Raw genomic sequence first — 19,555 nt, forward strand, 5'->3', positions numbered from 1 at the left:
CGAAACTTCCGCACCTGCCCAGCTCGTGGGCGCAGACGGCCGGGCTCGATCTCGGGTCAATCCTGCGGCGCGATCAGCCGGTCGTCGGTGAGGTCGTGAACCGTGATCGCCTCCACGGGGCACGAGTCGGCGGCGTCGAGGATGACGTCGGCCGGGGCGACGACGTCGGCCAGCGGCGCGGACAGGCCGCCGACCAGGTGGAAGTGCTCGGGCGCGGTGCCGGCGCAGATGCTCGTACCGATGCAGCGGCGTGTGTCCACCCCGATTCGCCAGGCGGTGCTCACCAGACCACCGGCATGCCGAGCAGGCCCCGCACCAACATGCCCCGCTTCCACTCCAGCTCGGCTTCGGGTACGGCGAGCCGCAGTCCGGGCAGTCGAGTCACGAGGGTGGCTACGGCTACCTGCAACTCCATTCGGGCCAACTGCGCGCCGACGCAGTGGTGTACGCCGTGCCCGAAACCCAGGTGCGGGTTCTGCGCGCGCTCGAGATCCAGCCGGTCCGGGTCGGCGAAGACGGTACCGTCGCGATTCGCCGATGACAGTGAGCCGAGAACGGGCTCGCCTGCCCGGACCATCACCCCGCCGACCTCGACGTCCTCCTTGGCGTACCTGGCGAAGGAGGAGCCGACGCCGAGCGGCACGTACCGCAACAGTTCCTCGACCGCGGCCGGCACGAGCGACGGGTCGGCCCGCAGTAGAGCGAGCTGGTCGGGATTCTGCAGCAGCACGTAGATGAAGTTGGGGATCTGGGTCACTGTGGTCTCGTGGCCGGCCGCGAGCAGCCCGCCGGCCAACTCCACCAGCTCGGTCTCGCTGAGCCGATCCTGAATCTCGTCGCGGGCCCGCACCAACGCGCCGAGCAGGTCGTCGATCCCCGGCTCGCGGCGGCGCTCGGCGACCAGGTCACCGATGTAGCCCCAGAGATTGTTCAGGTACTCCTGGATCGTCTCCATGGGAAGCGAGGTGGTCGAGACGATCGCCTCGGACCAGATGTGGAAGCGGTCGCGGTCGGCGTACGGGACCCCGAGCAGCTCGCAGATCACCTGGATCGGCAGCGGCGTGGCGACGTGCTCCACCAGGTCGGCCGGAGGGCCGAGCGCGACCATGTTGTCGACCAGTGCGTCGGCGATCTCCTGGGTTCGGGGTCGCAGCGCCTCTACCCGACGTGCTGTGAACGCCTTCGCCACCAGCCGGCGCAGCCGAGTGTGATCGGGCGGGTCCAGGGTCAGCATGCCGCTGTACTGCTGGCGCGGTGTGAGCCTGGGCTCGTCGCGCTGGACGGCAGGGGCGCGGCCGAACCGCACATCGCCGAGGACCGTGCGGACGTCCTCGTACCGGGTGGCGAGCCACGCCTCCTCGCCGTAGGGGAGCTTTACCCGGGTCATCGGCTCGTTCTCGCGCAGCTCGCCGTAGGTCGGGTCGACGACGAGACGGTCGGGCACACTGAACGGGTACGACCGGGCCGGCGGAACGGTTCGGCTATCGGTGGTCTGCGCGCTCTCCGTCATCCGAGTTCCCTTCGTCGAGACGGCGTGATCCTCAGGCCGGCACCTCGTTCGTAGCGGCGCCGGACTGCCGGCGTCCGGGACGTGCCGACAGCACACATTGACGCTCAGTAGCCTGTCGATGTCGGATCGTAGCGACAGATATCGATGATCGCCATGGAGGCCGGTCCGCCGCCGGGGTGCGGCAGCAAAGCCACACCCCGGCAGGGACATTCATCGGGACTGGCCCCGGATCAGCAGCCGAGCCGCTTGCTCGACAGGGCGATGTCGTCGATCCAGAGGTCGAACTCGCCCGGTGTCGTGCCGCCCTGGTAAAGCTGCCAGCCGATCTTCACTGTGTCGACAGTCGGCAGGACGAAGGGAACGTCGTTGCCACCGTGGTCGTTCGTGGAGGCTGTCAGCTCCGGGTTCGCCACGCCATCGATCCACACCGCGACGCTGTTGTCCGCCGCGTCGATCTTCCACTCGAAGCACTGCCAGGTGTCCTCGACCACCGGGGCGGACTCCCGCCAGTTGGTCCAGTCGCCGGTCGGACCACCGTCGGCGCCGACCCCCCAGAAGGTTCCGGGGACCGTTGGCGCGTACTGCCCACCGACCGGACGGACGACCTCCGCGCTGCCGGTGCCGGTCGCTTCCACAAGCGTGAAGTGCGCCCAGTCCGGGGCCGCGGGGAAGGCGTCGACGCGCAGGCGCATCCGGCCGTAGAAGCGGTTGCCCGGCGCGACGAAGTCGTCGACGCGCAGGAAGGCACGTCCGTTGTCAACTGTGTGAACGTGCAGCACCTGGTTGCCACGACGGGCACGTTCGACGGTGAGCGTGCCATGGCGGGTGTCGACGCCCCACTTCAACGTGCTGGGTCCCCCGGGAGGCAGTCGCTCGAAGTCCTCACAGAAGAGCAGGCCACGGGGGCACGATGGCGGGGAGGCCCCCGATGCGCCGGCCGGGACACTGCCAACCGCGGCGCCGAGGATCAGGGCGGCGCTGAACACCGCGAAAAATCTGCGCATTGTCATCCTTCATGACGGCTGGCTGCCCACCACAGGGGACGGACCAGCAGGAACTTTCCGGCCGTGCGACGCTGAGGTGCTCCCGCTCGCACCGTTGCGGCGCGGTTGCCTCCGCGCTGCGGCGATCCGAGCTATTCCGGCACGCCGCATCAGCCACAACCACATTGACGGACGTCATTATATGTGAAGAGGTTGACTTCGGTCGGCCGACAGTGGAATGCCCTGCGGCGTTGACTCGGAGCCAGGAAGGCGTAACGCTGTGGAAGCGCTCCCATCGTCGAGCTCCTCTGCGAAAGGAATGCTCGTGCGTCTCACCACAGCTCTACTTCCGGTCGTGCTCGCCACGGCTCTCGGCGGTCTGGCCCTGCCGGAGCCGGCCCTGGCCGCAGCCGGCCCCGCGCTGGCCGTGGACACCACTGCCGCCCGGCACCAGATCAGCCCGTACGTCTACGGCATGAACTTCGCCGACCAGGTCCTCGCCCGCGACCTGCGGCTGCCGGTGCACCGCTACGGCGGCAACGCCACCACCCGCTACAACTTCCGAGCCGACACCACCAACCGCGCGTCGGACTGGTTCTTCGAGAACATCCCCAACGACAACCCGAGTCCGGAAGAACTCCCGGAGGGCTCGGAGACCGACCGGTTCGTGCAGCAGAACAAGGCCACCGGCGCCGCCACGGTCATGACGATTCCGATGCTCGGCTGGATCGCCAAGGACCGGTCGCGGGCGTGCGGCTTCAGCGTCGCCAAGTACGGCCCGCAGCAATCCACCGACACCTGGGCACCGGATTGTGGCAACGGCATAGAGCCGGACGGGTCACTGATCACCGGCAACGATCCGAAGGACACGAGCGTCGCCGTCGGTCCGGAGTACGCCGCCGACTTCGTCAACCACCTCAAGGGGCAGTTCGGCGCCGCCGCCGACGGCGGGGTCCAGTTCTACAACCTGGACAACGAGCCGGACCTGTGGCACTCCACCCACCGCGACGTCCGCCCGGCCGGGCTGGGCTACGACGAGCTACGCGACCGCACCTACGAGTACGCCGCCGCGATCAAGGCTGCCGACCCGGGCGCTAAGACCCTCGGTCCCGTCGGCTGGGGCCTGAACTCGATCCTCTACTCGGGCCTCGACCAGGACACCTGTTCGCGCACCGGCTGCTGGTCGAACCCGCCGGACAAGGCCGCGCACGGCGGCCAGGACCTCGGCCCGTGGTACCTGGACCGGATGCGCGAGTACGAGCAGCAGCACGGCACACGCATCCTCGACTACTTCGACGTCCACCTCTACCCGCAGCAGTCCGGCGTTTTGGGCGAAGCGGCCGGCGACGCCAACACCCAGGCGCTGCGACTGCGCTCGACCCGCCAACTCTGGGACCCGACCTACGTGGACGAGAGCTGGATCAACAGTCCGGTCCGGTACATCCCGCGCCTGCGCGAGTTGGTCGACCAGCACTACCCGGGCACGAAGATCGCGATGACCGAGTACAACTGGGGCGGCCACGGATCGCTCAACGGCGCGCTCGCCCAGGCTGACGTCCTCGGCATCTTCGGCCGCGAAGGGCTCGACCTGGCCACCCTCTGGACCGCACCCACGGCCGACCAGCCGGTGGCCAACGCCTTCCGCGTCTACCGCAACTACGACGGCAAGGGCGGCGCGTTCGGCGAAACCTCCGTCCAGGCGACCAGCGCCGACCAGGGCAGGCTGGCTGTGTACGCCGCCGAGCGGAGCGCCGACAAGGCGCTCACAGTTGTCGTCATCAACAAGACCGGCGACGACCTGACCAGCCCGATCGCCCTCACCGGCGCCTCCGCCAGCACCGCTCAGGTCTACCGTTACAGCGGGGCGGACCTCGCCGGCGTCGTCCGGGAGGCCGACCAGCCGGTGACCGCCGGCGGACTCACGGCCACGTTCCCGGCCAACTCGATCACTCACCTGGTCCTGCCGCGCGACACCACGCCCGGCGACACCCAGGCGCCGACCGCCCCGGGCAAGCCGACCGCCGGCACGATCACCGGCGACAGCGTCGCGCTGGCCTGGACGCCGTCCACCGACGACACCGCAGTCACCGGCTACGACGTGCACCGGGTCGACACCGCCGGCCCCGTGAAGGTGGGCAACGCCACCGGGACCACGTACACAGTGACCGGGCTGACGCCGGACACCCCGTACACCTTCGTGGTGACCGCGCGGGACGCGGCGGGCAACGTCTCGGCGGCCTCCCCCGGCCTGACCGTACGGACCGCGCCCACCGCCCCGACCAACGTCTGCGCGGTCGGCTACGCGGCGAACAGTTGGCCGGGCGGCTTCACCGCGACCGTGACGATCAAGAACACCGGCACCACCGCGATTAACGGCTGGAAACTCGCCTTCGATTTCCCCACCACCGGCCAGAAGGTCGGCCAGGGCTGGTCGGCCACCTGGAAACAGAACGGAACGAGCGTCACAGCGGACAGCATGAGTTGGAACGGCACACTCGCCCCCGGCGCGTCCACCAGCACTGGCTTCAACGGCACGTGGAGCGGCACCAACCCGGCACCGACCGCCTTCACCCTCAACGGTCAACGCTGCGGGTGAGCGAAGAGGCCCCACTCCGTACCGACGGAGCAGGCCGGACGGGTCCGGGGCGCAGCGGCGCCCCGGTCCCCTCGCTTCCGAGCGAGGGGACCGGGGCGGGGGGCTGCGCCTACAGGGCCGCCGTGGTCTTGCTCAGGAAACTGGCAAGTTGGCCATAGTCGACGTCTTGCCCTTCCGTGATGTCGACAGTCTTGCGTTCACCGTTGCCCATCGACCGCAGGAATCCCTTGACCTCGGGGATGTCAGTGGCGTTGAAGACCATGAACGAGACCTTGGCCTTGGCTACCGCGATGACGGCAGCGTAATGGCCGTTCTTGAGGTAGTGCGGCTTGCCGTACTGAAGCCGCTCCTCGACACCTGGAACAGTTTCGTTGATCATCGCACGCAGTTTGTCGCATACGTCGATCTGCCACGGCTGCGTCTTGTTGATGTACTCGGTGACGTCGTCGTTCACGGTCATCCCCTTCATGGTGCTCAGTAGATATCGCGTGTGTGGTGGACGAGGGTGCGGTGCCGCCGCGCTCCCACCCTTCGCCGCTGGGGACCTCGGGCTCCTGACCCCGCCGGCGAACTCCTCCCCGGCCGGAGCGTAGGCCAGCAGGCCCACTCCGCGTTCGCCCACGGGCTGAGCCGCGAACCCGGACGTGCTCGCCCCGGCGACACTCGATGCACTGCGACAGCTCGTGAGGTGCGGCGCCAGGTAGGCGAGGCCCACGCCCAAGACCCCTTTCCAGGTTCCCCGGTCGGTCCTCGCACCGCGAGAGCATCAGCGAGTGTCCATGGGTTGGGGTGTCCGACGAGCGATCAGCACGGCGGCGACCACTGCCGCGGCCCAGACGCTCAACCGCACCGGCCAGGCCATCGCGCTCTCCGGCGGCGGGGGCAGCAGCACCATCTGCAGCGCCGCGCCGACGGGCACAAGGAGGACAGCGAGCGTTCCGACCGGACCAGAGCGCTGGATCAACGCCCCGACAGCCCCGAGCGGAGGGCCGAGACACACACTGGCGATCAGCCAGTACCGGGTCGCTGTGTCCCACCAGATGCCGCCGTCGAAAATCACGTCCACGCCGTAGTACGCGATGGTGGCGGACATCAGCGTGCAGCCGCTCGCCAGGGCGCCGCGCAGCATCCCCGCCGCCAGTCGTACGCCCCGACTCACCAGCCAGCCCACCAGCACGGCCATCGCCGCCCAGGCCCATCCGGCGTCGAGGATGAGACTGGCGAACTCCGCGGCCTGTGACCAGCCGCCCCGCTCAGCACGCGCGGTGCCGACCTCGCCCAGCAGCACCGGCACATGGTTCACGAGCGAGTCGACGGCGCCCAGCGCCACCCCCGCAGCCGGACCGACCACCAGCCACCACAGCCCACCACGCCACGAGATCATCGCAATCATTGTGCCGGGACGAACCCATCTCGTCGGCCCGAGCCCAACCCACGATCAGATGATCGCGCGCCGACTAGCTCAATCCCGCGCCGCACTGTCGCCGACGGCCGTCGGGCTCGTGAGCGGCGATACGTGTGGCGGGTGTTCCCTCGTGCGCGGGCATCATCAGCGGCCGGTCTGCGGACGGACCTCGGCGACCGCGGCTCGCAGCGCGGCAGCCGCGCTCGACCCGTACGCCGACGGTGTCTACGTCAACTCGCTCGCCGCCGACGAGGGGCAACGCGGGGTACGCCGCGCGTACCCGGCCGCCAAGCTCGCCCGGCTCACCGCGCTCAAGACGATCTGGGACCCGCACAACGTGTTCCACCTCAACCACAACATCCGGCCCCACAACCAGTGACGCGGCCGGCTGCTCATGCCCAGCCTGGTCAGGGGCTGCGTCAGGGCGTCCCGGCCACGAGCCCGAGCGATGCCGCTGTCGCCCAGGGGGTCAGTCCTCGTCGTCCTTCTTCTTCTTGTCGCGGTTCAGGGCCAGGTCGAGCGCGAGGACGCTGCCGATGATGAGCAGTGGGTCGACGCCGGCGGTGACCTGCACGGCGTAGGTGTCCCGGATCGTCAGCCACCGCTTGGAGACCGAGGCCACCTCGGTGCCGCCGCGCTCGATCACGTACTCGTGGTCGAGCAGGTCACCCTTCATCTCCAGGTCATCAGGCCCCGGCACGTCGATGGTGAACTTGTCGCGAAACGGCGTGAGCAGCTTCTTACGGACCTCTGCGGCCTTCTCGCCGCCGATCCGGATCTCGTACGTCGGACGCAGCGCCACCAGATGCCGGTGCAGCGTGGCGACCTCATGGCCGGAGGCGTCCTCGATGACGACTTTGTTGCGGACGCTGAGCACCTTGCCGTCGACATGGAAGACCTTGGTGCCGTGCTCGTCGAGCACGTCGAAGTCGTCGCCGATCGAGAAGAACCGCTCCTTGATGACAAACATTTCTCGATTGTCCCCCACCGCACACCGAAGTGCCTGCCGAGCACGACCGGCCCTTACCGCCGCCCCTCATCGGTCGCTCCGCAAGAATGACACCGCGCCGATCAACCGGAGACTGTCCACACTGCCGCGTAACGCCTCGACCGCGCCCGGCAGGCCCAACCTGGCAGCCTCCGCGGCGGCGAGGTTGCGCAGCAGCGGAGCCACCCCGACCTGACCGAACTGGAAACCAAGTTGGCTGTGATAACTGGCGGCGGCGGCCACCTTCCTGGTCAGATGTTCGCCGATCTCAGCGCCCGCCTCGACACCATCGGGCACGCAACGCCACTGTGACGCAGCTGGTTGCCGGCTGACGTACGGCACGTCCCGCCACCACAGGGCGTCCGGGCTGAGCGCGGCGACCGTCTCGGTGACGATGCGATGGTCGGCGTGGTCACCGAGGGCCTGCGGCGCGAGGATCACGTCGGCGTCCGCCAGGTGCGGAAGCAGCGCCGGTACGAGGGCCGCCGCCGCCCGGTCGTCGGCTCGGACACCGGCGAAGAGCGCGGCCGGGTCGGGATAACCGCGGTGCGGCGCCTCAGGTAGTGGCAGGTGTACCGGCTGCACCCCGAGCACCGCACAGGCTGCTTCGTCCTCCGCCCGGCGCAGCGCCATGTAGTCGACGTCGGCCGCGATCCCCTTGTCGAGCTGGCAGGCCAGGGCGAACGGTGACAGGTCTGGCATGCTGGCGGTGAAGCAGGTGACCACTCGTACCGTCCAACCCGTCGCGGCCAGTGCCGCGAGGGTGCCGCCGACGGAGAACACCGCGTCGTCCAGGTGCGGGCTGACCGCCACCGCGACCCCGGGACGCGTCGTCAACGGTGGCCCGTCGGTCGGGACGGCGGGGCTTGCCGACCCGCGCTCACAGCAGGTGCGGTGCCGCGCGGAAGCGACAGGTCGAGTCGACCGGCGGGTCAGGGATCTCCGGTACGGATGCGCCCAGCCCGTCGTAGACGGCGGTGATCCGACCAGCGATCACCGGCCAGCTCCACTGCTGCTCGACGTCATTGCGGGCCTGACCGGCGAGCCGACGGCGCATCGCCGGGTCGTCGATCAGGCGGCGAACGGCGCCCGCCAGAGCCGCCGGATCACCGGCCGGCACCAGCAGACCGTTCTCCTCCGGGCGCACACAGTCGCGGACGCCGACCACGTCGGTGGAGATGACCGGCAGGCCGCTGGCCATCGCCTCCAGGATGGTGTTGGAGAAGCCCTCCGCGTAGGTGGGGCTGACGAAGATCTCTCCCCGCGCGTATACCTCGTGGGCCCGTTCGTAGGGCACCGCGCCGAGCAGCTCGACGGTGTCGGCGAGACCCAGCTCGGTGATCCGGGTCTCGACGGCACCCACGTCGGGGCCGATGCCCGAGATCAGCAGACGCACCGGCACCGTCTCCGCGCGGAGCTTGGCGACCGCGTCGAGCAGGTCGAGCACACCCTTCCGCGCGTCGACCCGGCCGTGGTAGAGCAGCACTGCCGGGTCCGAGACCCGACCGGGGAACGCGACCGGCACGAATCGTTCGGTGTCGGTGGCCCCGGGTACGACGGTGAAGCGGGTCGGATCAAGGTCGTGCCGCTGGCTGACCTCGGCGGCGAACGACGGTGACCCGATCAGCAGTGCCGGCGCGTGCGTGAAGACCGCCCGCACGAGGTGACGGTGGGTGGCACAGCAGGTGCCGACCCAGTGACCGTCGCCGCCCTGCACCGAGACCACGGCGGGCAGCCCGGCCGCCCGGGCCGCACGGAGCACCGCAAGCCCGTTGGGGTACGCGTACTGCGCGTGCAGCACGTCGAAGGGTCGGCGGGCGTGCAGTCGCAGCACGGTGTCGGTCATCTCCGCGACGTCCGCCTCGAAGTCCGCCGGCTCGCCCCGGCCCACGGCCTGTTCCCCGCGCGCCTCCAGGGCGTGCACCTCGACGCCGGCAGGCACCCGGTCCGACGGTGGTGGGCCGCCACCGTAGACGGCGCGGCCCGCGGTGTCGCCCCGGTACTGGGACACCAGTGTGGGCTCGTGGCCGGCGCGGACCAGGTGTCGTAGCAGGTTCTCGGCGTACGCGCTCATCCCGGAAACCGCCGGCCAGTAACGGCGCGACACGAAGCAGATCCTCATCGGACACCGACCTTCAGCTCGGCGGACGTGTGGGGCTGCTGCTCGGCGTGGCGCAGCGCGGCCAGTGCGGCAGGCACCAGGGTGTCGGCCCGATGTGCGTCCCTGGAGAGTTCGAGGCTGACCAGGCCGGAATAGCCTGCCTCGGTCAGTGCGCCGAGCACCGCTGGGAAGTCCAGATCGCCCTCGCCGGGGGCGCGGTGCTCGTGCCGGCCGTGGGGCATGTCCTCGATGGCACAGGCACCCAGACTGGTCGCGAAGGCGCGCACCGCGGCGGCCGGGTCGTACCGGCCGGACACGAGGCAGTGACCGGTGTCCAGGGCCAGCGTGAGGCCGGGGACCTCGGCCGCGAGCCGGGCCCAGTCGTCGCAGTCGTCGACCAGCATCCCCGGCTCCGGCTCGAGGGCGCACGTCATGCTGTGCCGGCCGGCGTACTCGGCGACGTCGCGGACGCCGTCGACGAGCCAGTGCCAGGCGCGGTCACTGTCGGTGCCGGGATCGGGTACGCCGGCCCAGAACGACACCGCCTCGCTGCCCAGTTCGACAGCGACGTCCACGCAGAGACGGAGGAAGTCACGCCGCCGCGTCCGGTCGTCCTCGGCCGGCGAGACCAGTGTGGGATGGTGCTTGCGCCGCGGGTCGAGCAGGAACCGCGCACCTGTCTCCACCACGCTGGCGAGTCCGAGCGCGTCGAGACGGCGGGCCAGCCGGCGGGTGCGCCCGGCGAGGTCGGGCGCGTACGGGTCGTGGTGGGCGACGTCGAGGGTGAGCGCGACGCCGTCGTAGCCGCAGTCGGCCAGCAGGGTGAGCGCGTCGTCGAGCCGGTGCGACGTCATCCCGTTGGTGTTGTAGGCGTATCGCAGGCTCATGGCTGACTCCGGGTCCCGGTGCCGAGGCCGCCCCCCGCGGCGACGGCGTGCCGGCTCGGTTCACGGTAGAGCGGGTAGAGCGGGCCGATCGTCCGGGCGACCAAGCTCAGGTCGAGCCAGGCGTCGTTGCCCAGTCGCTCCCGACCGGCCGGGTCGAGGACCACCGGCGCGGCACCGCCGTGCGGGGGCGCCCCGAGCCCGACCAGCGGCGAGTCCTTCTCCATCAGGCGCTCGACCCCACGAGCCGCGATTCGCCCGTACGACATGGTTTCCGCCTCCAGGCCGGGCACGATCACCTTGACCGCCACCGCCCCGTCGCCCGGTGCGACGACGACCAGTACGTCGAACTCGGCGAGCCGGTGCAGCAGGTCGGCCAGCAACGCGCTCGGGTCGTCGAGGCTTCCCGGCGCGACTGTGGGCAACGTGGTGAAGGGCACGGTGCTGCGTCGGGCCAGCACCACGGGTTCCAGCAGGGCACGCAGTTGCCCGCCGTCGAGGTGCGTCCACTCGCGCATCGCGGTGAACGCTCGGGTCTCCTGTGATTCGGCCGGTCGGGCGAACTCTCGCCGCCAGTACGCCTCCGGCGTGAACCGCCGCAGCGTCTCCAACGGCCCATGGGAGAAAACCTTGCGGGAGCGGGAGGAGACGTACTCCAGCAGCGCCTTGCGCAGTGCGGTCTCCCGGTCCGGGTGAGCGGCCTCCCCACACGCGGTGACCGCCAGCGGCGGGGTTTCCGGCTCCCTGTCGATGCCGACGACGTGCACGTCGACCAACCCGAAGGCGGTGGAGGCGAGCTTCGGGACGACGTCGATGTTGGCGGCCCGCAGCCGGTCCACCGTGGCTCGGGTCACCGGGTCCCGGACCTCGTCGAGGTCGATCACCACGCCGGCGTCCATGGCCCGGAAAGCTGTGGTGTTGCCGTCGCGTTGCAGCAGTTCCAGGAGGCCGTGTGCGACGGCCCGTTCAATGGTGTCGCCAGCGCCCGAACCGTTGGTGATCACCGTGACGAGTCGCTCGGCCGGGTCCTGCCAGGGCAGGTCCTCGCTCGAGGAACCGCAGAACTCCGCAGGCACCAGCACTGTCTCTCCGGTACGCCACCGAACCGTGGGCAGCCACGAGCGGGGCTGGTCGTCGTCGACAGTGGTGCCGGCTCGCAGCACCAGGGACCGCGGATCCACCACGCCACCGGCGCCCAGCTCGGTACGAAGCTGCGCGTACGAGGCCCGCCGGGGAACCATGGCCCGCAGCTGTCCGTGCAGCAACAGGGCCTCCGCCAGCTCCCCGTACGCGCCGGTACGCGCCTGCTCGAGGGTGGCGCCGTAACCCACGGCGGCGGCCCGGGGCCAGCCGTCGCCGAGGTGGTCGGCGGAGACCACCGGCAGACCGAGCCGGTCCAGCCTGGAGATGTCGAAGTCACCGACCTCGCCGGCTGGCAGGACAGCGGCGAGCCGGTCGGCGACCGACATCGCCGAGACGGTGGGGGTACGCGGTTCGGCGGCTCGGGTCACGTCAGCTCCTCGATCGGTATGGGTCCGGCCGTCGGCTGCCCCCGCAGCTGCCGGTCGAACAGGGCGAGCACCTGCCGGCGAGAGACCGGCGCCGCGTACTCGAAGGGTGTGGCCACCGCGTCGAAGTCGAGCTTCTCGACCAGGTCGCGGGCCTGGCGCACCTCGGCGTGCGAGAGCGGAATCTGGGCGTGGAACGCCTTGTGGCAGGAGAGACCGACCGGTGTCTCACCGGCAAGCTCCACCTTGATCAGGTCACCGACGAAGAGGATTCCGCGTTGTTCGTCGTGCAGCACACTGTGGCCGGGGAAGTGGCCGCCACTGCGGTACATCACCAGGCCGGGTGCGAGCAGGTGCCGATCGTCGGTGGGCCAGGTCACCTGGAACGCCTTGGTCCAGACGAGATCGTCGACACCGATCGCGAGCACCGTCGGGGCGAGTTCGTCCTGGAGCTGCCACAGAGCGCCGTACCCGTGCACGTGACTCGCCCCGAGCGCGACAAGACCACCACGGGCACGCAGGTCGGCGATGGCGTCGGCCGGGTACCAGCCGGCCGCCTCCCAACCGACCAGACCGACGTCGGACTCGATCACCCAGCCGGTGGTGCCGAGCCCGAGCTGCGGCTCGCACCAGTAACCGGTCACCCCGGGAGCGACCACTGCCGAGCGTGCCTGTCGTCCGACCGCCACCTCGTCGGCGGAGGTGAACTGCCAGCCATCCTCGGGCAGCGCGTTGCGCACGTCAGTGCAGACCGGGCAGGACGGCGGGGACGCGAACCAGCGTTGCCAGTGGCCGCAGTTCGCGCAGGCATACGGGCGGAGGGGCACTGTCAGCTCCTCTCCGCGGCGGTCTGCAGCAACTCGTGCAGGCGCAGGTCCCGGTCCAGAGGCCACTGCCAACCGCCTCCGCGTACGGCGGCGGAGAAGGCGCGCGCCTGACCGGTGAACGGGGTCGTGTCGACGTCGAACGGCACCTCGGTGGCGGTGCCGGTCGCGGCGTCGAGACGGGTCAGTGTGCCGCCGGCGCTCTGACCGAGGGTGTCCACAGCGACAAGTTGTGCGCCGGTGCCGACCACCTCCAGTCGGCGTCGAGGGAGCGGATCGGCGGTGTTGAACGACACGTGTGCCTGGACCAGCACCCCACCGCCGGTCACGCCGGCCACCAGCGCTCCGTCGTCCACCGGGTAGGGGTGCACCCGCCGCTGGGTCCGTACGGTCAGCTCGACCAGGTCGTCGCCGAGCAGCACACCGACCAGGTCGACGCCGTGCGGGGCCAGGTCCACCAGGGCCCCGCCGCCGGAGCGAGCCGGGTCGATGCGCCAGTTGTCGTGCGGTCGGCCGTCGGGGCTCCACCGCTCGGGCAGCCAACAGCCGTAGACGATCCGGATCGCGGTCACAGTGCCCAGATCACCGGCGGCGACCATCTCGGCGATTCGCTGGTGGGCGGGGTGGAACCGCTGGTCGAAGGCGGCCCCGGCGAGGGCGCCACCGGCCGCGTCGACCAGTCGACGGGCGTCGGGCACCGTCGCCGCCAGGGGCTTCTCGCACAGCACTGGCAGCCCTGCCTTTGCCACCGCGGCCACCACGTCGGCGTGGGTGTGGTTGGGGGTCGCGACGTGTACCGCCTCGACCTCCGGGTGATCGAGCAGCTCGTGCAGGTCGGTTGTGGCCACCCGCTCCGGGGCGAGTCCCCGGGCGGCGGCCGGATCCCTGTCGCAGGCGGCGACGAGCCGGTGCCCGGCGGCGCGGATCGCCGGGGCGACGTGGTCACGGGCGACCCAGCCGCAGCCGACCACACCCCACCCGACGGGTTTCATCGTTCACCACCGCTCGGGCAGGTCGAGCAGAAGGCGACGTCGCACCGCGTCCGGGCCCGGGTCCGTCGGCCAACGCTGCGGCAGGTACGCGGCGGCCCGGTCGCCGTACTCGGCTGCCCATCGCGGGTCGGGCCAGCGGCGGACCCCGTCGGTGTAGAGCGGGTTGGGTCGCAGTGGGCTCGCCGGCGCGGGCCGCAGCAGTGCGGCGTCGGCCGGTGCGTCGCCCGCGTCCCGGGCCAGGCCGACAGCCTCGGTGCCGATCAGCGTGGCGGGGTCGGCCGGAGCGGGCAGGTGCCCGGCCGCCGTCGCCGCCGTCAGGTCTTCCTCGGCGTACGCGTTGGCGCCAGGCAGCAGGGCCGTCCAGCTGTCGGGTGGCAGCGGCAGCCCGGTCGTGCCGGCGGGGTGCTGTGCGTTGTGCAGGTGACCGAGGAGCACCGCCCCGGCGGGCCCTGCGCAGTCGAGCGCGGCGGCCACCACGGCAGCCTTGTCCGGCAGGAAGTAGAGCGCGTCGTGGCAGGCCACGTGGCGAGGCGCCGACTGCGGTGGTAGCGGCCAGGCCGCGGTCAGGTCGGCGCACACCAGCGCCACCGGCGCGTCGGGCGGCAGCACGAACCGGCGGGCCAGCCAGAGCTTGGCGAAGACCACGTCGACGCCGGTCAGATCGCGGTGGCCGTGCAGGACCAGGTGTCGCAGCAGGTGGCCGGCCCCACAGGCCAGATCGACCACCGGCCGACCGTTGGGCGGATGAGCGGCGGTGAGCGCCAGGGCCGCCAACCAGCTCGGGTCGGACCAGCGGTGCAGGAAGTAGAGCCCGACCCGGCCGAGCCCCAGCAGCTCGACAGCCTCGCGCAGGGTGCTGGCACGTAGCGCCGCACGAAGTTGATCCGCCGGTGGCGCCGGGCCGTCCCACCAGTCGTCGGAGTCGGCGAGCAGCGTCACAGCGGCCTGATCCGGTTCACCAGCGTCGAGGGCGGCCACCGCCTGCTCCCGCAGGTCGTCGCGGTCCGGACGCAGCCAGGGAATGGTCTCCACCACGGGCCAGCGGCGTACTCCGTCGGTGAGGGTGCACGACGTGTCGGCGTGCAGGGGTGTGCCGTCGGGGCCACGCCACCCGGTCGCTGTGGTGGCGGGCACCGCGCGGACGGCGGTCACAGCCCGGCCGCCCGCAGTACGGCCCGTTGGTAGTCCACCACCGGGCCGTCGTGCACGATCTCAAGATCCACCAGGGCGTGCTCGACGGTGAACGCGGCGGCCCGGGCGTGATGGTGCACCTGGAGCACCCGGTCCAGCACGTCCGCGCTGTGGAAGGCCCGTCCGAGGGGCGTGTCGGCGTCCACCCGCAACGCCAGCACCGCCTTGACTCGGGCGGCCAGGTGCTCCGGCAGCTCGGCCAACTCCCACTCGGTGAGCCGGTCGGTCATCGGCTCCAGGTAAGCGCCGAGCAGCAGTTCACCGGCGAAGCCCGCGTCGGGTAGCCGGGCGTTGTGCAGGTGGTGGGCCAGGCCGAGCAGGAACGCCTGCGCCGGGTCGGCGCCGGTGTCGTCGGCGAGCAGCGCACCGTACACGGCGACGGCCCAGCAGTGCTCGGCGTGGTTCTCGGCTGGCTCGACCACCAGGCGTGGCCGTCCCGCGGCGGTGGCACCGGCACGCGGCTGTCGGCGCAGGGCCGTCACGAACGATGGAACCGGCGCGTCCGACAGGGCTTGGGCAACCAGGTAGGGCAGCGCCGCTCGCACCCGGCGTCCGGTGTCCGGGTGCAGCGAGCCGACAAGTTCGTCGACAGCGCGGCCCAGGACGTTCTCCACCTCGGTCTCCGCCAGCCCGCAGGCGCTGAGGGTGGCCGCGTCCATCCCCCCGAGGCGGGCCCCCGCCAGCGCGGCGGCGCACTCGCTGTCGGCGACGATCGCCGGGTCGGCGCCGCCGGCGATGGCCGCCCACGCTCGGGAGAACGCCCGCTCGGCCACCGAGCCGTCGGCGTGGGCCACCCGGACCCGTTTGAGGTCGCCGATCTGGCGCAGCGTGGGTGTCAGAGCGGCCAGTCGGTCGACCGGCGGAGCCGCCAGCGCGGTGGTCATGGCGCCGCGTCCAGCCAGTCCAGCAGTGTCCGCTCCTGCGCGTGCAGCGCGTGTTCGGGGGTCCGGCCGTCCCGGGTCATCGGGGCCTTGAAGAAATAACCGAGTTGCTCCTGCGCGCCACTCTCACCGCGGCGGGCGGCCTCCGCCATGAGTCGCGCCAGGTCCAGCACCAGTGGCGCGGCGAGGATCGAGTCCCGGCAGAGGAAGTTGACCTTGAGCTGCATCCGCTGCCCGAGGAAGCCGATCAGGTCGATGTTGTCCCAGGCTTCCTTGGCGTCACCGCGCGGCCGGTAGTAGTCGATCCGGACCACGTGGTCGTCCACGTCGTAACCGAGGATCTGGTTGAGCACCGAGCCCTTCGTGTCCAGCTTGCTGGCCAACGACGACGGGTCGTCGAGGATCTGCCCGTCCCGGTTGCCCAGGATGTTCGTCGAGTACCAGCCCTCCACGGTCAATGCCCGGGACCGGAAGGCCGGGGCGAGCACCGTCTTGATCAACGTCTGACCGGTCTTGCCGTCCTTGCCGGCGACCGGCACGCCCTCCCGCTCGGCCAACTTCAACAGCGCGGGCACGTCGGCACCCAGGCTGGGCGTGAAGTTGACGTAGGGGCAGCCCTCCCGGATCGCCGCGTACGCGTAGAGCAGACCGGGGGTGATGGCGGGATCGTCGGCGTCCAGCCCAGCCTCGAACCCGTCGAGGCTCTGCAGCACCGGCGACGCCGGGTCCGGTCGGGCCTCGGTGGAGGCCAGGTTGACCACCACCACCCGCTGGACGTCCTGCGCCGACCTGAATCGGCCCAGGTCGGCGCGCAGGTGCGACACCCGCTCGCGCAGCGGCCCGATCGGCACCACGTTCGCCCCGGTGGCGTTGCGGCAGTACGCCGGGTCAGCCACGGCCGGCCAGGGCTGGATCTGCCCCAGCGGCCCCGCGACGGTGTCCAGGTGGGCTGGCTCCACCACGCGGTGCACGTGTGCCGCCTTGGCCAGGTCGTCCGGAGCCAGGTCCCAGCCCCCGAAGACCATCGACTCGTACGACACCAGATCGGTGCGGTGCGCCAGGGGTAGTCCCGACATGTCCGTCATGCCCAATCGCAACAACTCCACCCCGGCTATCGCCGTGGTCGCGACCGCTCCACCCAGTCCGACCACCGCGACCCCGATGCGCTCCTCAGTCATACCGCCTCCTGATTCGACCCGCGCGTCCGACCCGAGCCGCCGCGTACCCGTCCAGCCGCCGACCAGTCATCGGTCTTCGTCAACGTCCAGGCGGCGCACCGATCGGTCAATTTCCCAGCTCAGAGGCCCTGCGTTAGGACAAGAATGCAAAAGGGTGCGACGCGTTGTCGGGTACCGGCGGGGAGGTCTGCTCGTGAAGGTGCTGATCGCGGGTGGGGCAGGATTCATCGGGAGTACTGTCGCGTCCGCCCTGATCGACGCAGGCCACACACCTGTGGTGCTGGACAGCCTGGTCACCGGTCGTCGTGAGTTCTGCCGGGGGCGGTCCTTCCACCTCGCCGACATCGCGGACGCGGACGGGGTGGACCGGCTGTTGACGCGGCATCCGGACATCGATGCGGTAGTTCATTGCGCGGCCCTCATCGCGGTACCGGACTCGGTGGCCCGGCCGGTGGACTACTACCGGGCGAACGTCTCCGCCACCCTGGAGTTCGTCGACCGACTGCTCGCGCATGGCGTACACCGGTTGATCTTCAGCTCGTCCGCGGCCATCTACCGGCCGGACGCGGATCTCGGTGTCGACGAGGTGTCGCCACTGCACGCCACCAGCCCGTACGCGCAGACGAAGCTGGTGGTGGAACGGATGCTCGCCGACATCGCGGCCAGTAGCCCACTGAGAGTGCTGTCCCTGCGTTACTTCAATCCAATCGGCGCGGACCCGGCCCTGCGCACCGGGCTCCAGGTCGCCGCGCCGACGCACGCTCTGGGCCGGTTGATGCAGGCGCACCAGGCCGGCGTGCCGTTTTCGGTGAACGGTCTGGACTGGCCCACACGCGACGGTTCGGGGCTGCGTGACTACGTCCACGTCTGGGACCTGGCCGACGCCCACCTTCGGGCGCTGGCCCGATTCGATGACATCTTCGCCGTCGGTGGCGCTTCGCACACCGCCCTCAACCTGGGCAGTGGCACCGGCACGACGGTGTTGGAACTGGTCGCGGCGTTCAACGCGGTGGTGGACCGTCCGGTTCTGGTCCGCGAGGCACCTCGGCGCCCCGGAGACACCGCTGGCGGCTTCACCCGTAGCCGGCGGGCCTGGGAGGTGCTGGGCTGGAGGGCGAAGCGCGACCTGTTCACCGGGATCGCCGACTCCCTGGCCTGGCACGACCGGCGCGGTCAGGTGCTAGCGGACCTGGCGGCACGCCGTCGGCAGCTGGCCGGCTGACTCGACGACCGGGTCAGCCCGCTTGCCCACCGAAGCGCGCCCGGATGTCGCTCGGGTAGGACCCCTTCTGCCAGATCACCCAGAACCGGCCCGTCGGGCTGGACGCCGGCTGCGCGTAGCGTCCGTCGGGAGCGAGGATCTCGGCCGCACCGAAGGCGCCGTCCTGCCCGATCGTCCTGGCGTGCACTCGACTGGTCGAGAAGTCAGGGCTGGGCGCTTGCCAGGTGATGAGGCCGTCGCCGTCGTCGTCCACTGTGACCTTCGGCCAGTCGCCGGCACCGAGCCTGGTGACCGCGCCGAGGGCGCCGGTGCTGGAGATCGAGCGGGCGAAGACCTGCGTGCCGTCGGAGGTCCAGCGGCCCCAGGTCAGCACCGCGTCACCGTCGAGGTCGCCGGCGAGTTCGTCGAAGAAGGTCAGCTCGTGGGCGGCCGGCGACACGCTGATGACGGTGCCCAACGTGTCGGTGTGGCTGTAGTGCCGCACGCGCAGGCGAGGCGGCTCACCCGCCTTCGACCACCGGTAGCTGATCACCGCGTCCCCGTCCCGATCCACTGCTACCGAAACGCTGGCGTACCTGACGTCGGTGGCCACCCCGGCGATGGCGCGCAGGGCGGAGACCCCCTCCGGGCGGACCCGGCGCGCTACGACCCGCTCGTAGTTCTCCGTCCAGGCGACGAGGGCGGTTCCGGTGCGGTCGACGGCCACGACCGGCTGATCCGGACCGACGCCCAGGGTCAGCTCCGGGCCGAGCGAGCTGTCCGCGCCGAAGTAACGGGCTTTCGTCGTGTACGCGCCGTCACGGGACTCCGTCCAGGTGACAAGCGCCAGACCCGAGGGGTCGACAGCCACAGCCGGACTCGTCGCGCTCCACGTCGCGATAGTGCGCAGCGGGCCTAGTTCGCCTGTGGCAGACACCCGGCGGCCCGCCACGAGACCGTCTTGCGTCCACACGACAGCGGAGTCGCCGTCGTCGTCGGAGGCGACCTTGGGCCAGGACGCGGACGCGCCGAGCGGCGAGAGCGTCTGGACCGGCCCCAGCACGCCGTCGACCGACGCGGTCTGCGCCTTCACCTGGTCGTAGCAGCCGCTCGCGTTGCTGTCGCAGCCAGCCCAGGCGAGCAGCGAGTCGCCCTGCCTGTCGACAGCGACGAAGGGCTGGTCCTGCCCGCTCCAACCGGCTTCCGACACCACCTGGATCGGGGACCACGTGGCCGCCCGCGCGGGTGCCGGAACGGCGACCAGGACGGCCAACGCGCCGACCACAACCGCAATGAGCTGTCGCATATGCCGT

The 19,555-nt window shown here is 70.9% G+C and carries 19 protein-coding genes; 3 read left to right on the top strand and 16 right to left on the bottom strand.

The features are described from left to right. Positions 1–56 precede the first annotated feature (56 nt). The 3 genes from AB0C19_RS01460 to AB0C19_RS01470 all read right to left on the bottom strand — a co-directional run bounded on the left by AB0C19_RS01460 (position 57) and on the right by AB0C19_RS01470 (position 2,514). Entirely contained in the window at positions 57–284 is a 228-nt protein-coding gene (locus AB0C19_RS01460; protein ID WP_357177705.1) for a ferredoxin, read from the bottom strand. Next, positions 281–1,510, bottom strand: a complete 1,230-nt coding sequence (locus AB0C19_RS01465; RefSeq protein ID WP_357177708.1) for a cytochrome P450 — start codon at positions 1,508–1,510, stop codon at positions 281–283. The genes AB0C19_RS01460 and AB0C19_RS01465 overlap by 4 nt, the downstream gene beginning before the upstream one ends. 230 nt (positions 1,511–1,740) lie before the next feature. Next, positions 1,741–2,514 carry a hypothetical protein gene (locus tag AB0C19_RS01470; protein ID WP_357177711.1) on the bottom strand — a complete coding sequence of 258 codons (774 nt, stop codon included), beginning with the start codon at positions 2,512–2,514 and terminating at the stop codon, positions 1,741–1,743. Positions 2,515–2,812: 298 nt separating this feature from the next. On the opposite strand from AB0C19_RS01470, the gene AB0C19_RS01475 reads away from it, so the two are divergent. Next, a complete protein-coding gene (locus AB0C19_RS01475; RefSeq protein WP_357177714.1) occupies positions 2,813–5,089 on the top strand; it encodes a glycoside hydrolase family 44 protein in 2,277 nt (758 codons plus the stop codon). A 109-nt stretch (positions 5,090–5,198) separates the two neighbouring features. Here AB0C19_RS01475 and AB0C19_RS01480 read toward each other — a convergent pair whose 3' ends face one another. Continuing rightward, the gene (locus AB0C19_RS01480) at positions 5,199–5,549 is read right to left on the bottom strand and encodes a DUF1801 domain-containing protein (protein WP_357177717.1); all 351 of its coding nucleotides are present in this window, start codon (positions 5,547–5,549) and stop codon (positions 5,199–5,201) included. Positions 5,550–5,855: 306 nt separating this feature from the next. Beyond that, a complete protein-coding gene (locus AB0C19_RS01485) occupies positions 5,856–6,473 on the bottom strand; it encodes a hypothetical protein (protein ID WP_357177720.1) in 618 nt (205 codons plus the stop codon). A gap of 151 nt (positions 6,474–6,624) precedes the next feature. Between AB0C19_RS01485 and AB0C19_RS01490 the strand changes: the two genes are divergently transcribed. Next, positions 6,625–6,873, top strand: coding sequence for a BBE domain-containing protein (locus tag AB0C19_RS01490; protein ID WP_357177723.1), 249 nt, complete (start codon positions 6,625–6,627; stop codon positions 6,871–6,873). 90 nt (positions 6,874–6,963) lie between these two features. Here AB0C19_RS01490 and AB0C19_RS01495 read toward each other — a convergent pair whose 3' ends face one another. From AB0C19_RS01495 to AB0C19_RS01540, 10 genes are all read right to left on the bottom strand, one after another. After that, the gene (locus AB0C19_RS01495) at positions 6,964–7,464 is read right to left on the bottom strand and encodes an LURP-one-related family protein (protein WP_357177726.1); all 501 of its coding nucleotides are present in this window, start codon (positions 7,462–7,464) and stop codon (positions 6,964–6,966) included. 66 nt (positions 7,465–7,530) lie between these two features. Further along, positions 7,531–8,319, bottom strand: coding sequence for a PIG-L family deacetylase (locus AB0C19_RS01500; RefSeq protein WP_357177729.1), 789 nt, complete (start codon positions 8,317–8,319; stop codon positions 7,531–7,533). A 43-nt stretch (positions 8,320–8,362) separates the two neighbouring features. Next, a complete protein-coding gene (locus AB0C19_RS01505; protein WP_357177732.1) occupies positions 8,363–9,604 on the bottom strand; it encodes a glycosyltransferase family 4 protein in 1,242 nt (413 codons plus the stop codon). Continuing rightward, on the bottom strand, positions 9,601–10,470 hold the full coding sequence (locus tag AB0C19_RS01510; RefSeq protein WP_357177735.1) for a sugar phosphate isomerase/epimerase family protein: 870 nt from the start codon (positions 10,468–10,470) through the stop codon (positions 9,601–9,603). Before AB0C19_RS01510 ends, AB0C19_RS01505 begins: the two co-directional genes overlap by 4 nt. Beyond that, positions 10,467–11,978: a YcaO-like family protein gene (locus AB0C19_RS01515; RefSeq protein ID WP_357177738.1), complete on the bottom strand. Its 1,512-nt coding sequence runs from the start codon at positions 11,976–11,978 to the stop codon at positions 10,467–10,469. The genes AB0C19_RS01510 and AB0C19_RS01515 overlap by 4 nt, the downstream gene beginning before the upstream one ends. Beyond that, positions 11,975–12,802: an MBL fold metallo-hydrolase gene (locus AB0C19_RS01520; RefSeq protein ID WP_357177741.1), complete on the bottom strand. Its 828-nt coding sequence runs from the start codon at positions 12,800–12,802 to the stop codon at positions 11,975–11,977. Before AB0C19_RS01520 ends, AB0C19_RS01515 begins: the two co-directional genes overlap by 4 nt. Positions 12,803–12,804: 2 nt before the next feature. Continuing rightward, complete coding sequence (locus tag AB0C19_RS01525) at positions 12,805–13,791, bottom strand: Gfo/Idh/MocA family oxidoreductase (protein WP_357177746.1); 987 nt, start codon at positions 13,789–13,791, stop codon at positions 12,805–12,807. A 3-nt stretch (positions 13,792–13,794) separates the two neighbouring features. Then, positions 13,795–14,943 carry a class I SAM-dependent methyltransferase gene (locus AB0C19_RS01530; protein ID WP_357177749.1) on the bottom strand — a complete coding sequence of 383 codons (1,149 nt, stop codon included), beginning with the start codon at positions 14,941–14,943 and terminating at the stop codon, positions 13,795–13,797. After that, complete coding sequence (locus AB0C19_RS01535; RefSeq protein ID WP_357177752.1) at positions 14,940–15,866, bottom strand: HD domain-containing protein; 927 nt, start codon at positions 15,864–15,866, stop codon at positions 14,940–14,942. The genes AB0C19_RS01530 and AB0C19_RS01535 overlap by 4 nt, the downstream gene beginning before the upstream one ends. Next, the gene (locus tag AB0C19_RS01540) at positions 15,863–17,041 is read right to left on the bottom strand and encodes an inositol-3-phosphate synthase (protein ID WP_357177755.1); all 1,179 of its coding nucleotides are present in this window, start codon (positions 17,039–17,041) and stop codon (positions 15,863–15,865) included. Before AB0C19_RS01540 ends, AB0C19_RS01535 begins: the two co-directional genes overlap by 4 nt. Before the next feature lie 193 nt (positions 17,042–17,234). On the opposite strand from AB0C19_RS01540, the gene galE reads away from it, so the two are divergent. Further along, positions 17,235–18,263 (top strand): UDP-glucose 4-epimerase GalE, encoded by a 1,029-nt coding sequence (gene galE, locus AB0C19_RS01545; RefSeq protein ID WP_357177758.1) that lies wholly within the window; start codon positions 17,235–17,237, stop codon positions 18,261–18,263. Between the two features lie 13 nt (positions 18,264–18,276). On the opposite strand, the gene AB0C19_RS01550 is transcribed toward galE, so the two are convergent. Further along, positions 18,277–19,548, bottom strand: a complete 1,272-nt coding sequence (locus AB0C19_RS01550; protein WP_357177761.1) for a hypothetical protein — start codon at positions 19,546–19,548, stop codon at positions 18,277–18,279. Positions 19,549–19,555 lie beyond the last annotated feature (7 nt).

It is taken from the genome of Micromonospora sp. NPDC048842 (assembly GCF_040649935.1).
Lineage (GTDB): Bacteria > Actinomycetota > Actinomycetes > Mycobacteriales > Micromonosporaceae > Micromonospora > Micromonospora hortensis.